Below are 13,502 nucleotides of genomic sequence, written 5' to 3'. Positions count from 1 at the left end.
TCACGACTCCGTCACCCGGCCATCGGCCAGCACCAGCCGTCGCTGCACACCGATCTCGTCGAGGAACCGTTCGTCGTGGCTCACCACGACGAACGCCCCCCGGTAGGCGTTCAGCGCCGACGTCAACTGGCCGACGCTGACGAGGTCGAGGTTGTTCGTCGGCTCGTCGAGCAGAAGCAGCTGGGGGGCGGGTTCGGCGTACAGCACACACGCCAGCGTCGCGCGCAGCCGCTCGCCGCCGGACAGCGCCCCGAACGGAAGGTGAATCCTGGCTCCCTGGAACAGAAATCGCGCCAGCAGATGCATCCGCCGGGTATGGGTCAGGCCAGGTGCGTACGCCGCGAAGCTCTCGGCCACAGTGTGATCCATGTGATCCGGATCGAGCAGGTCAAGCCGCTGCGACAGATACGCGACCCTGCCGTCCGAGCGCCCGACGCTGCCGGCATCGGGCTGCAGCCCTCCGGCGATGACCCGCAACAGCGTCGACTTGCCCGCGCCGTTTCGGCCCGTCAGCGCAACCCGCTCCGGGCCACGGATACTCAGGTCGATACCGTTGCCCGCGAACACGTTGCGGCCGCCGCGGCAGATCTGCACGCCCGCACAGGTGAACAGCGTGCGGCCGGGCGGAACGGCGGTGCCCGGCAGGTCAAGCGCGATCGCGTCGTCGTCGCGCAGTTCACGTTCGGCGTCCTCGAGTCTGGCCCTGGCGATCCCGACCCTGTCGGCGTGGACGTCGTCGGCACGGGCGGCCGATTCCTGGGCGTTGCGTTCGAGCTGGCCGGCCACGATCCGCGGCAGCCCCGCATCCTTGACCTTGCGCGCGGCGTTGCTCGACCGGCGCGCCGCCCGCTCCCTGGCCTCCTGCATCTGGCGCTTCTCGCGCCGGAGCTGTTGCTCGGCGTGGCGTACGTTGTTCTCGGCGAGTTTCCTCGCAGCCTCGACCGCCTGCCGATAGCCGGTGAAATCAGATCCGTAGAAGGACATCTCGCCGCGGTGCAGCTCGGCGATCCGCCCCATCCGGTCCAGCAGCGCACGGTCGTGGCTGACCACCAGGAGGGTGCCGGGAAACTCGTCGAGGGCGTCGTAGAGTCGTCGCCGCGCTCGGAGATCGAGGTTGTTCGTCGGCTCGTCGAGAAGCAGCACGTCGGGTCGCGTCAACAGTTGCGCGGCGAGCCCGAGCGAGATGACCTCGCCTCCGGACAGTGTGCCCAGCCGACGGCCCAGATCCAGGCCGTCGAGGCCGACCCGGTCCAGTTGGGCGCGGGTCCGTTCCTCGATGTCCCAGTCGTCGCCGATCGCGGTGAACACGTCGTTGTCGGCATCACCGGCCGCCAGCCGCTCCAGCGCTGCGATGACGGGAGCGATGCCGAGGACGTCGGCGACGGTGTGGTTCACCGCGAGGGCGTCCGCCAGGAACGGAAGGTGTTGGGGCAGATAGCCACACGTGCCGTCGACCGTCACCGTCCCCGCGGTGGGCCGGTATTCGCCTGTGATCAGCTTGAGCAGCGTGCTCTTACCTGCGCCGTTGGGGGCGACCAGGCCGGTTCGCCCACCGGGCACGGTGAAGGACAGGTCGGTGAACAGCGGCGTGTCGTCGGGCCAGGCGAACGACACATGGGAAAACACGATGTGGGACATGCGCGAAGGGCTCTCTTCGAGGAGCGGCTGCACCACGCGGCCGAACACGCACGACGGGCGCAGACACGAAACGACGGGATGGGTTGAGTGCGACATTCGGGGGTCACCCGGAGATGTCGTCGTCTCCCCACATGTCGTCAGCCCACCTTCACTCGTCGCTCACTCGCGGTCTTCAGGGTACCGACGCCGTCAACGCGATAAATAGTCCCGCAGCATCTGCGTGGCCGCCGAGATCTGATCCACCGCGACCCGCTCGTCGACCTTGTGCGCCATGTTCGGGTCACCGGGGCCGAAGTTGACCGCGGGAATACCCAGCGCGGCGAACCGCGCGACGTCGGTCCAGCCGAACTTCGCGCGGACCTGTCCCCCGGCGGCCGCGACCAGCGCCGCGGCGGCCGGCTCGCTCAGTCCGGGCAGGGCTCCCGGCGCGGCGTCGGTCTGGATGATCTGCACGTCGAGGCCGCCGAACACCTCGTGCACGTGGGCCAGCGCCTGTTCGACGCTGCGGTCCGGGGCGAAGCGGAAGTTCACCGTCAGCGCCGCGGCGTCGGGGATGACGTTGCCCGCGATTCCGCCCTCGATGCGCACCGCCGAGAGCCCCTCGCGGTACACACACCCGTCGATGTCCACCTCCCGCGCCCGGTAGCCGGCCAGCCGGTCGAGCACCGCACCCAGTTTGTGAATGGCGTTGTCGCCCAGCCACGATCGTGCCGAATGCGCTCGGGTGCCCGCCGCGCTGACCACCACCCGCAGCGTGCCCTGGCAGCCCGCCTCGATCATGCCGCCCGACGGCTCACCGAGGATGGCGACGTCGGCGCGCAACCAGTCGGGCAGGTCCCGTTCGATGCGGCCCAAGCCGTTTGCGCTGGCCTCGATCTCCTCGCAGTCGTACATCACCACGGTGAGGTCGTGGGCCGGGTCGGGAATCGTCGCGGCCAGGTGCAGGAATACGGCGTCGCCGGACTTCATGTCCGAGGTGCCGCATCCGTACAGTTCGCCGCCGACGATGGTGCTCGGCACGTTGTCGGCCGCGGGGACGGTGTCGATGTGCCCGGCCAGCATGACCCGCGACGGTCGGCCCAGATTGGTCCTGGCCAGCACCGCGTTGCCGCTGCGCAAGATCTCGAAGCCCACCGTCTGCTGCCGCAGCGCGGTCTCGATCTCCCCCGCGATGCGCGCCTCGTCGCCCGATTCGCTGGGGATGTCGACGAGCGCCGCGGTCAACGCGATCGGGTCACCGTGCAGATCCAGCCCCATGGGGATCGAGGCTAGTCTTACCCGCGTGACTTCTGCTGTAGGAGCCGGCGGTATCGGCCTTGCGACCCTTGCCGCCGACGGAACGGTCCTGGATGTGTGGTTCCCCGCGCCGGAGCTCGGCGCCGACGACGATTCGGCGACGGTGCGGTTGTCGGTCGCCGAGGTGCCCGAACAGCTGGCCGTGCTGGCCGGGCCGGACGAGGACCGCGACGTGGAAACCGTCCTGGTGCGCACCACCATCGCCTCGCTGCAGGACAAGCCCGCCGACACCTACGACGCCTACCTGCGCCTGCACCTGCTGTCGCACCGGCTGATCAAGCCCCACGAGGCCAGCATGGACGGCATCTTCGGGGTGCTGGCGAACGTGGTCTGGACCAACTACGGTCCGTGCGCAGTCGACGGCTTCGAGGCGGTTCGGGCCCGGCTGCGCAAGCGCGGGCCGGTGACGGTGTTCGGGATCGACAAATTCCCCAGGATGGTCGACTACGTCACGCCGACGGGTGTGCGGATCGCCGATGCCGACCGGGTGCGCCTTGGTGCGCATCTGGCGCCGGGCACGACGGTGATGCACGAGGGCTTCGTCAACTTCAACGCGGGCACGCTGGGAACGTCGATGGTGGAGGGTCGCATCTCGGCGGGTGTGGTGGTCGACGACGGCTCCGACGTCGGCGGCGGGGCATCGATCATGGGCACCCTGTCGGGCGGCGGCAAGGAGGTCATCTCCATCGGGAAGCGCTGCCTGCTCGGCGCCAACGCGGGCGTGGGTATCTCGCTGGGCGACGATTGCGTCGTCGAGGCCGGGCTGTATCTCACCGCGGGCACCAAGGTGCGCACGGCCGACGGAGAGACCGTCAAGGCACGTGAGCTCTCCGGCGCCAACAACCTTCTGTTCCGCCGCAATTCGCTGACCGGCGGGGTCGAAGTGGTGCGCCGCGACGGCACAGGTATCACCCTCAACGAGGCGCTGCACGCCAACTGACGCGACTGTCACGCCAGACGCAATGCGGCACAGGGTGAGAAGTCAGCACGCCGGTGGAACCCTTTGTCCTGTGGACATCGTGTTGTCGCGTCCGGCGACCATCGCCGCTGCCGCCTGCGGGATGAGCGCCAGCCCGAGTACGGCCATGGCCAGCGTCCATGACCCCGTGGCATCGCGAAGGCCGCCGATGGCCACCGGGCCCGCCGCGGCGAGCAGGTAGCCGACGCTCTGCGCCATACCCGAAACCTGGCCGGTCTGGGCCGTCGATGCGCTTCGCAGCACCATGAACAGCAGCGCCAGGCTGATCGAGGCGCCAGGGCCGCTCATTACGAGGACGACCCACAGCACCGGCCAATGATCCGTGACGAGCAGGCCGACGAAACCGGCGGCGCATGCGAGCACCGCCAGCCCGCTGATCAGCCGCTGGCCGGCGAACCGGCCTGCGACGACGGGCGTGATCAGCGACGTCAGCAGCGCCGCGATCTGCCCCGCCGCCAGCACCGCTCCCGCCGCCGCCGGCGCCATCCCGCGGTCGTCGATCAGGTACTGCGGCAACCACGCGGCGAACGTGTAGAACACGAGTGACTGCGCGGCCATGAACACGGTGATCGACCACGCGATCGGGTTGCGCCACAACTGCGCGCCCGGTTCGCTGCGGCCCGCGAGGTGGACGTAGCGCAACTGGGGAATCCAGACGATCAGCGCGACACCGGCAGGCACCGCCCACGACGCCAGCGCCAATGGCCAGTGACCGCCGACAGCGTGGTTGATCGGCACGGTCAGGCCCGCCGCGACCGCCGCACCACCGGACAACGTCATCGAGTACAGACCGGTCATCAGCCCGGAGCGGTGCTCGAAATCGCGTTTGATCAAGGCGGGCAACACCACATTGCACACGCCGATCCCGGCTCCCACCGCGATCGAACCACCGAACAGGGCGACCGGCTGCGGGTCGAGACGGATGAGGATGCCGGCGATCAGGACCACCAGCGCGGCAAACACGGTGCGTTCGATACCGATGCGCGCCGCGACGCGCGGCCCGACCGGGGCCGCCAGGCCGAACACCAGCACCGGCAGCGTGGTCAGCAGACCGGTGATCGCGCTGCTCCACCCCGTCGTCGCTCTGATGTCGTCCACGAGGGGAGCCACCGCGACGACCGCGGGACGCAGATTGGCCGAGACCAGCATGATTGCCACGGCCGCGAGCACGGTGGACGTCGCCCGCACCGGCGCGGAACTCTTGTCACACCAACGCATTTCAGTGGACTTTACTCGGGTATCGCGCGCGGGAGAGCCACGCCCTGCCGCGTGGGCGCGTCGCGCTGGTAACGGGTGACGCTCGCGGGTCTCATCGCTGCCCCTCTGGCGCTGTTCGGGATGGATGCGCTGGTCGACGGTTTCGTCCGCGAGCGTGCGCAAACAGCGATCGGATTCCGTTCTGTCCTATCGGCTTTCATATGCGTCGCACTGCCTATGGCGTGATGCCGCCGTCCGAACTCGCCACCGTCGACTAGCCTTCGATTGCCTCGGTGCTCGAATCAATTGCCGGGCAGTGGGTTCGATCGTCATCAGAGTCGGCGTCATACTCTCGGTGCTCACCAGCTACACCCTGTTCCCTGTGTATGCGGCCGGCTGAGATCACCCGATGCTGTCCTGCATTGGTTCGCGGCGGGCGCGGCGCCGTATATCGTTGCGCGCCGGCGACGTGGTGTGCGCGCATTCACGCCCGCGAAGGCCGTGTTGTTCGGAATCATTGATGTTCGGCGCGCTCGACGATGTGGTATCACTGGCCACCGGTGCGATCCAGCTCTAGAAGGGGAAGGGACTGCGATGACTGATGCGTCTGCGGGTTACGGCGTGCATTCCGAGGTGGGTGTGCTGCGGAAGGTGCTGGTGTGCTCGCCGGGGCTGGCCCATGAGCGGTTGACCCCCACCAATTGCGACGACCTGTTGTTCGATGACGTGTTGTGGGTGCAGAACGCCCGCCGCGATCATTACGACTTCATGGACAAGATGCGCGACCGCGGGGTCGAGGTCATCGAGCTGCACAACCTGCTTACCGAAACCGTGGCCATCCCCGAGGCCAAGGCCTGGCTGCTGGACCGAAAGATCGTGCCCAACGAGGTAGGGCTGGGGCTGGTCGACGACACCCGCGGCTTCCTGGAATCGCTGCAGGCGCGCCGGCTGGCCGAGTTGCTCATCGGCGGCATGTCGATCCGCGATCTGCCCGCGGACATCACGTCCGGTTACCGCGCCCTCGCGCTCGAGGATCCCGGCTATCTGATGCCGCCGCTGCCCAACACCCTCTACACGCGCGACACCACCTGCTGGATCTACGGCGGTTTGACGCTCAATCCGTTGTTCTGGCCGGCCCGCCACGACGAAACCCTGTTGATGAAGGCCATCTACGAATTCCATCCGGATTTCGTCGGCTCCACGGTGTGGTGGGGCGACCCGGAGAAGTCGTGGGGGATGGCCACCATCGAGGGCGGCGATGTGTTGGTCCCCGGCAACGGCGTGGTGCTGATCGGGATGAGCGAGCGCACGTCGCGTCAGGCGATCACCCAGGTCGCCTCGCGGCTGTTCGAGCAGAACGCCGCCGAACGGGTCATCGTGGCCGGCATGCCGAAGCTGCGCGCCGCCATGCACCTGGACACCGTGTTCACCTTCGCCGACCGCGACGTGGTGACCACCTACCCCGAGATCGTGGACAACATCACGCCCTTCACCCTGGTGCCCAGCGACGCCGACCCCGGCCTCGACGTCATCGAGGAGACCAAGCCGTTCGTCGAGGTGGTGGCCGCCGCACTCGGCCTGCCGGCGTTGCGGGTGGTCGAAACCGGTGGCACCAAGTACGACTCGGAGCGCCAGCAGTGGGACAGCGGCAACAACCTGGTGGCCGTCGAGCCGGGTGTGGTGTTCGCCTACGACCGCAACACCCACACCAACTCCCTGCTGCGCAAGGCCGGCGTCGAGGTCATCACCATCGTCGGCGCCGAACTCGGCCGCGGCCGCGGCGGCGGGCACTGCATGACCTGCCCGATCATCCGCGAACCCCTGGATTGGTGACCTCCCCTGGTCACCTGCCGCGAGCGTGCACATTTGGACGCCCGCAGCGGCGTGTCGGCGTGCAGACGCGCACGCTCGCACCTGTTAATCGGCGGACAGAATGCAGAATTCGTTGCCCTCGGGGTCGGCCAGCACCACCCAGGTCTGCTCCCCCTGACCGATGTCGACGTGGCGGGCGCCGAGGCCGATCACCCTGTCGACCTCGGCCTGCTGATCATCGGGCGTGAAGTCGAAATGGATGCGGTTCTTCACGGTCTTACCCTCGGGCACCTCGATGAACAACCAGTCCGGGCCGGCTCCCGCCGGGGCGCGCAGCACGATGTCGCCGTCCTCGGTTACCTCCAGCGGCCAGTCGAGCACCGTGGACCACCACCGGCCCAAAGTGTGGATGTCGGATGCGTCGACACAGATCTCGGAGAATCTCATGCCCATCCCACCAACTCCTTCTTCATCACCTTGCCCATCGCATTGCGCGGCAGCGCATCGACCAGCCGCACCTCACGTGGTCGCTTGTGTTCCGAAAGTTGTTCTGCCACAAAGCTGATCAGCGCTGCCGGATCGGCGTCGCCGACCACGAAGGCGACAATGCGCTGCCCCAGGTCGTCGTCGGGCACACCGACGACGGCGACCTCGGACACGCCGGGATGGCCGAGCAGGACGGTCTCCACCTCGCCGGCGCCGATGCGGAAGCCGCCGGACTTGATGAGGTCGACCGATTCGCGGCCGACGATGCGGTGCATGCCGCCGGCGTCGATCACCGCGACGTCACCGGTGCGGTACCAGCCGTCGTCGAAGGCGTCCGCGGTCGCATCTGGCCGATTCAGATAGCCCTCGAACACCATCGGCCCGCGCAGCTGCAGGCGCCCGATCGTCTCCCCGTCGTGGGGCACCGGCGCGCCCTGCTCGTCGACCAGCCGCGTCTGCACCCCCGATAGCGGCAGACCCACCCAGCCCGCGCGCCGCTCGCCGTCGACGAGGGTGCTCAGGTTGATCAGGGCCTCGGTGCTGCCGTAGCGCTCCACAGGGCGATGCCCGGTCAGTTTCTCAAGCCGGTCGAACACCGGTACCGGAAGCGGGGCGCTGCCGGACACCAGCAGCCGTGCCGAGGACAGCGCCAGCGCCGAGTCGAGGTCGGCGGCGACCCGCGACCACACGGTCGGCACGCCGAAGTACAGCGAACCGTGGGCGTCGGCGTACGCCTGCGGCGTCGGTGTCCCGGTGTGCACGAAACGGTTCCCGATCCGCAACGAGCCGAGCAGCCCGAGCACGAGGCCGTGCACATGGAACAGCGGCAGCCCGTGCACCAGGGTGTCCTCGGCGGTCCACTGCCACGCCTGGGCCAGCGCGTCGATGTCGGCCGCGATGGCCCTCCGGGTGACCGGCACACCCTTCGGCATGCCGGTGGTGCCGGACGTGTAGATCAGCAGAGCGACGGCATCGGGAGACGGCTCGGGGTAGGTGTGCCAGGACCGCGCGTAGTGCCGCACCGGGATGTGGGGCAGCCCGGCGGTGTCGGCGGGTTTGTCCCCGAGCCAGGCCTGTGCGGCGGAGTCAGTCAGCATGTGCGCCTGCTCGGTCACACCCACGTCGGCCGGAACGGGGACGACCGGCACCCCGGCGATCAAGCAGCCCGTCACCGCCAGCACCGTCGACACGGTAGGCGTCGCGAGCACGGCCACCCGGTCCGCGCCGCCGACCCGCTCGGCGACCGACGTCGCGGCCCCGATCAGATCACTGCGGCTCAGCGAGGCGCCGTCGATGCGCACCGCATCACCGATGTCGGCATTGCCCGAGTGATTCAACGAGGCGAGCAGCACGTCAGCGAGGCTACTCGGGCGCTTCGGGGCGCTCTCAGGGCACACTCTCGGGGCGCTCTTCGGGCGTCCTCCGCGATACTGGCGGCGTGGACTTCATCCGACGGCTGTCGTCGCGCGAGGTGTACCGGAACAGCTGGCTCACCCTGCGCGAGGACGGGATCCGCCGCCCCGACGGCAGCGACGGGATCTACGCGGTGGTGGACAAGCCGACGTTCGCGCTGGTCATCGCCCAGGCCGGGGACCGGTTTCACCTGGTCGAGCAGTTCCGCTACCCGCTGGGTATGCGGCGCTGGGAATTCCCGCAGGGCACCGCACCCGAGCCGGCCGATCTGGAGCCCGCCGAACTGGCGGCCAGGGAGCTGCGCGAGGAGACCGGCCTGCGCGCCGCGTCGATGACACCGCTGGGCCTGCTCGACGTCGCACCCGGGATGAGCAGCCAGCGCGGCTGGGTGTTCCTGGCCACGGACGTCACCGAAGGTGAACACGAACGCGAGCACGAGGAACAGGACATGCACAGCGAGTGGTTCACCGGCGACGCGATCGAGTCGATGATCCGCGACGGCACCATCACCGACGCCCAGTCCATCGCCGCGTGGATGCTGCTGCGGTTGCACCGACAGCCGGGTCAGGCCTGACCCCGTAGTCAGTCGAATACCTCAGTCGAATAGGCTGGCACGACCGACCTGCGCCCAGGGTGCGACGCACCGCGTCTAGCTGTTCGTCGTAGGCCGGGATCCGCTTCGACAGCAGCGGGGCGCCCGGCCCGTTGAAGGAGGTACGGAAGGCGCCGGGTTCGACGATCGGCACCCCGATGCCGAACGGCATGACCTCCTTGGCGGACCAGGCGAGGGCCGTGTGCATCGTTCCGAGCAGCCTGGCCAGCTTCTACGGTCTTCTACGGCCGCCCCGACCTGCACTGGATCCCGATCCACGACATCGAACCGCTGCAGGTGGCGCTGGCGTGGATGCGGCCGGGTTCACCCCTGACCGGCGAATTCGCCGCGGTGGTCCGCGAAACTGGCGGCTCGATGATTTCGGCCGCCGGATGACGTCTGTACGGGTATGAGAAATGACGAAGCGGCGATCCGCGAGCTGATCGAGAACTGGGTGGGGGCGATCCGCAATCAGGACCTCGATGGGGTGCTGGCAGGCCACGACCCCGACATCGTCATGTTCGACGTGCCGCCACCCCACGACGGGGTGCGTGGCATCGACGCCTACCGGCAGTCGTGGCCGCCGTTCTTCGACTGGCTGCGTGGAGGCGCGATGTTCGAGATCGACGAACTGCATGTGACCTGCGGCACGGATGTCGCGTTCGCGTATGCGTTGCTGCGCTGCGGGATGCCCGACGAGCTGGCGGCCCGGCCGGACACCCGCCTGCGGCTCACCGTCGGCCTTCGCAAGGTCGACGGGCGCTGGTCGGTCACCCACGAGCACCATTCCTTCCCGGCAACCTGATTCACACCACACATTGCCCATGTAATGCAACGGTCATCGGCACGGAAAGCCCCGGAAACGAGTCACTCACAGGATTGGCCCAGCAAACCGTAACCGAGCAGGCAGGGACCCGATGACAACGCTGGCAAAGCTCATTACCGAAGGCAAGTCCCAAACCCGGCCGGTGGACGACATCCCGCCCCTGAAACGGCTCTTGCCGTTGGGTGTGCAGCATGTGCTCGCGATGTACGCGGGGGCCGTCGCGGTCCCGTTGATCGTCGGTGGCGCGCTGGTCGGCGCCGGGCAGCTCGAACAGTCCGACATCGTCCACCTGATCATGGCCGACCTGTTCGTGGCCGGTATCGCCACCATCATCCAGGCCGTCGGCTTCTGGCGGTTCGGGGTGCGGCTGCCGTTGATGCAGGGCGTCACCTTCGCCGCCGTCGGCCCGATGATCACGATCGGCGTCAGCCACGGCGTCACCACGATCTACGGTTCGGTGATCGCGTGCGGGCTGTTCATGATCCTGCTCGCCCCGGTCTTCGGCCGGTTGATCCGGTTCTTCCCACCGCTGGTCACCGGCACGATCATCCTCATCATCGGGGTGTCGCTGATGCGTGTGGCGGCCGGCTGGTTCGGCGGCGGCACCGCCAGCGGCGCCGACTTCGGCTCACCCAGGGCCATCGGCATGGGGTTCTTCACCCTCGCCGTCATCATCCTCATCGAACGCTTCGCCCCGGAGGCGTTCCGGCGGGTGTCCATCCTGCTCGGCCTGATGATCGGCACCGTCGTCGCGGTCCCGCTCGGCATGACCAACTGGAGCCACATCGGTGACTACGACTGGTTCGGCATCGTCACGCCGTTTCAGTTCGGCGTGCCCAGCTTCGAGATCAGCTCGATCATCGCGCTGCTCATCGTCGCGATCGTCATCATGACCGAGACCACCGGCGACATCGTGGCCGTCGGCGAGATCGTCGACGAGAAGATCACCCCGCAGAAGCTGGCCGACGGGTTGCGCGCCGACGGACTCGGCACCGTCCTCGGCGGCATCTTCAACACGTTCCCCTACACCGCGTTCGCACAGAACGTCGGCCTGGTGGCCATCACCGGTGTCCGCACTCGCCACGTCGCCACCGTCGCGGGCGTCATCCTGGTGCTGCTGGGCCTGCTGCCCAAGATGGCCGCCGTCGTCGAGGGCATTCCGCTGCCGGTGCTGGGCGGCGCGGGTGTCGCCCTTTTCGGCATGGTCGCCGCCAGCGGCGTGCGCACGTTGACGAAGGTGAAGTTCACCAACACCAACATCCTGGTGGTGGCGATCTCGGTGGGCGTGGCGATGCTCACCGAGGCCAAGCTGTACTACACCAACCGGACGCTGGCGGACTCGCCGGTCAACGTGGCGCTCGACCTCTACCATCAGTTCCCCGACTGGTTCCAGACGATCTTCCACTCCGGCATCTCGGCGGGCGCCATCACGGCGATCCTGCTGAACCTGATGCTGAACCGGGGGCCCGCCGAGCCGGAGGAGTCGGAGCTGGCGGCCTATGACGCACCACGCGGCGCGGCGCCGGACCCGCTGGACGCGCTGCGCGCCGCGGACCCGTCGACCTCGCCGGCGGCGCTGCGTGAACTGGCCGAGGAGCGGCCCGAGCTGCAGACGATCATCGTGACCAACCCGTCGACGGACGCCGAGACCTGCGCGTGGATCCGTGAGCAGGGTGACCCGAAGGTCGCCGAGGTGTGTCAGAAGTGGGATGACGTGACCGAGGGCCGGTTCACCAAACGCAGCCCCTTGTGACCTGGGTGTGGCGTCGGCGGTTGTGATGTCGGCGGTTGTGATGTGGGCGGCGCGCCGCGGGACCGGCGCGTCGGTCCCGCCCGTCGAGCCACAGGGCAAATACGATTCTCGGGGATGCGAGCACCCCGAGGAAGGTCATGCCTGGCAATCGAACCCGATCCGCGCTGACCCTGCTTGCGTCGGCAATCCTGGCCGTCTGCGCCGCTCCGGCACCTGTCGCCGCGGCGGATCCGCTGGTCCGGCCGTGGAACGGCCGGTATTTGGTGACGACGTATGCCAGCGAGAAGACCGGGACGAGTATCGCGGCCCGTCAGCCGGAGCAGGATTTCAGCGCCGACTACGTCTTCGTCACCGACTGCTCGGCGGGCAAATGCGTGGCGACGGTCGTGTCGGGTCCCGCCCCCAGCAACCCGACCATTCCGCAGCCGCAGCGCTACACCTGGGACGGCACGCAGTGGGTGTTCATCTACACCTGGCAGTGGGAGTGCTATCGGGGTGACGGATTGCCCCGGCAGTTCGCCCCGGCCCGGTCCCGCGTGCTGTACGTTCCCGTCGGCGACGGGTCGCTGCAGGGCGCCTGGGAGACCGACATCGTCGGTGGCAGCTGTGCAGGCAGGGTGATCATGCCGGTCTCGGCGCGCCCCGTCGCGGGTTGACCCCGGTCAGACCGACACCGTGACGGGGGCGTCGGCCTCGGGTCCCGGCGTCCCGCCAAGCGCCCCGACCAGACGTTCGCGCGCCCGGCTGATGTGAATCTGCAGCAGCGCCGCCGCGGCCGTCCCGTCGCCCGCGGCGATGAAGTCCAGCAGCGCGTCGTGTTCGGCCACGATCATCTTGGTGTCCAACAGATGGCGGCCCTGAACCTGGGCCATACACAAGGTCACCTCGGAGGCCAGTGACCGGTACAGCCTGCTGGTGCGCGGACTGTCGAGCCCGTCGATCAACGCGGTGTGAAAGGCCATGTCGGGCTTGACGACCGCGAACGCCGATGCATCGTCGATGACCCTGATCTCGTCGTTGGCCTCCCGGGTCCCCACTGGCACGAGCCGGGTCAGCGCGAGCTGACGCAGCACCTCCGACTCGATCGTCGCCCTGGTGCGGTAGATGTCGCGCACGTCCTCGGGGCCCAGCCGGCGCACACGCGCGGTCTTGTGGTTACCCCGGTCCAGCAGCATGTCGCCGACCAGCTTCTCGATGGCGGCCTTCGCCGTCGGTCGCGCCACCTCGAAGCGGCCGGCGACGTCTGTCTCGGTCAGCGGTGTGCCCGGCGGCAGGTCACCCCCGAGGATCGCGTCGCGCAGATTCTCGGCGATCGCGTCGACGACCGACACCACTCGAAGCCCGGTGACCATGTAGCCACCTTAGGTCGACCTTAGTAAGCATGTCTACTCGTATTTCATGTGTACTTGCTAGACAAAATGCAGTGGGCTGTGTCACGATCTACCGCACCATCCGGTTTCCGTCACTCCGTAGGAACGATCGCCCGCCCACCACCCAGAAAGCCTGAGCA

The 13,502-nt window shown here is 68.2% G+C and carries 12 protein-coding genes; 6 read left to right on the top strand and 6 right to left on the bottom strand.

Going from position 1 to position 13,502, the window contains the following annotated elements; all coding sequences use genetic code 11:
* Both ADBZ6K_RS11910 and dapE read right to left on the bottom strand, forming a co-directional pair.
* Window positions 1-1,638, bottom strand: a complete 1,638-nt coding sequence (locus tag ADBZ6K_RS11910) for an ABC-F family ATP-binding cassette domain-containing protein (protein WP_526346763.1) — start codon at window positions 1,636-1,638, stop codon at window positions 1-3.
* A gap of 189 nt (window positions 1,639-1,827) precedes the next feature.
* A complete protein-coding gene (gene dapE / locus ADBZ6K_RS11905) occupies window positions 1,828-2,895 on the bottom strand; it encodes a succinyl-diaminopimelate desuccinylase (RefSeq protein WP_526346761.1) in 1,068 nt (355 codons plus the stop codon).
* 25 nt (window positions 2,896-2,920) lie between these two features.
* Between dapE and dapD the strand changes: the two genes are divergently transcribed.
* Window positions 2,921-3,874 (top strand): 2,3,4,5-tetrahydropyridine-2,6-dicarboxylate N-succinyltransferase, encoded by a 954-nt coding sequence (gene dapD / locus ADBZ6K_RS11900; protein WP_526346759.1) that lies wholly within the window; start codon window positions 2,921-2,923, stop codon window positions 3,872-3,874.
* A gap of 42 nt (window positions 3,875-3,916) precedes the next feature.
* Here dapD and ADBZ6K_RS11895 read toward each other — a convergent pair whose 3' ends face one another.
* Entirely contained in the window at window positions 3,917-5,131 is a 1,215-nt protein-coding gene (locus ADBZ6K_RS11895) for a CynX/NimT family MFS transporter (RefSeq protein WP_526346757.1), read from the bottom strand.
* 573 nt (window positions 5,132-5,704) lie between these two features.
* Here ADBZ6K_RS11895 and ADBZ6K_RS11890 point away from each other — a divergent pair.
* Window positions 5,705-6,943: an arginine deiminase gene (locus tag ADBZ6K_RS11890; protein WP_526346755.1), complete on the top strand. Its 1,239-nt coding sequence runs from the start codon at window positions 5,705-5,707 to the stop codon at window positions 6,941-6,943.
* Window positions 6,944-7,027: 84 nt separating this feature from the next.
* On the opposite strand, the gene ADBZ6K_RS11885 is transcribed toward ADBZ6K_RS11890, so the two are convergent.
* Window positions 7,028-7,375, bottom strand: coding sequence for a VOC family protein (locus ADBZ6K_RS11885; RefSeq protein ID WP_526346753.1), 348 nt, complete (start codon window positions 7,373-7,375; stop codon window positions 7,028-7,030).
* Window positions 7,366-8,760 (bottom strand): AMP-binding protein, encoded by a 1,395-nt coding sequence (locus tag ADBZ6K_RS11880; RefSeq protein ID WP_526346751.1) that lies wholly within the window; start codon window positions 8,758-8,760, stop codon window positions 7,366-7,368. Before ADBZ6K_RS11880 ends, ADBZ6K_RS11885 begins: the two co-directional genes overlap by 10 nt.
* A gap of 86 nt (window positions 8,761-8,846) precedes the next feature.
* On the opposite strand from ADBZ6K_RS11880, the gene ADBZ6K_RS11875 reads away from it, so the two are divergent.
* From ADBZ6K_RS11875 to ADBZ6K_RS11860, 4 genes are all read left to right on the top strand, one after another.
* Entirely contained in the window at window positions 8,847-9,395 is a 549-nt protein-coding gene (locus ADBZ6K_RS11875) for an NUDIX domain-containing protein (RefSeq protein WP_526346749.1), read from the top strand.
* A 427-nt stretch (window positions 9,396-9,822) separates the two neighbouring features.
* The gene (locus ADBZ6K_RS11870) at window positions 9,823-10,218 is read left to right on the top strand and encodes an SgcJ/EcaC family oxidoreductase (RefSeq protein WP_526346747.1); all 396 of its coding nucleotides are present in this window, start codon (window positions 9,823-9,825) and stop codon (window positions 10,216-10,218) included.
* Window positions 10,219-10,330: 112 nt separating this feature from the next.
* Complete coding sequence (locus tag ADBZ6K_RS11865) at window positions 10,331-11,992, top strand: nucleobase:cation symporter-2 family protein (RefSeq protein WP_526346745.1); 1,662 nt, start codon at window positions 10,331-10,333, stop codon at window positions 11,990-11,992.
* A 137-nt stretch (window positions 11,993-12,129) separates the two neighbouring features.
* Window positions 12,130-12,648, top strand: a complete 519-nt coding sequence (locus tag ADBZ6K_RS11860; RefSeq protein WP_526346743.1) for an Rv2253 family sensor-like surface protein — start codon at window positions 12,130-12,132, stop codon at window positions 12,646-12,648.
* Between the two features lie 6 nt (window positions 12,649-12,654).
* Here the strand turns inward: ADBZ6K_RS11860 and ADBZ6K_RS11855 are convergent, their stop codons facing one another.
* Entirely contained in the window at window positions 12,655-13,344 is a 690-nt protein-coding gene (locus ADBZ6K_RS11855) for a GntR family transcriptional regulator (protein ID WP_526346741.1), read from the bottom strand.
* Window positions 13,345-13,502: the final 158 nt, after the last annotated feature.

It is taken from the genome of Mycobacterium sp. (genome assembly GCF_044223235.1).
Classification (GTDB): Bacteria; Actinomycetota; Actinomycetes; order Mycobacteriales; family Mycobacteriaceae; genus Mycobacterium.
Note: the sequence above shows the minus strand (reverse complement) of the source record. Positions and strands in the feature narration are given on the sequence as shown.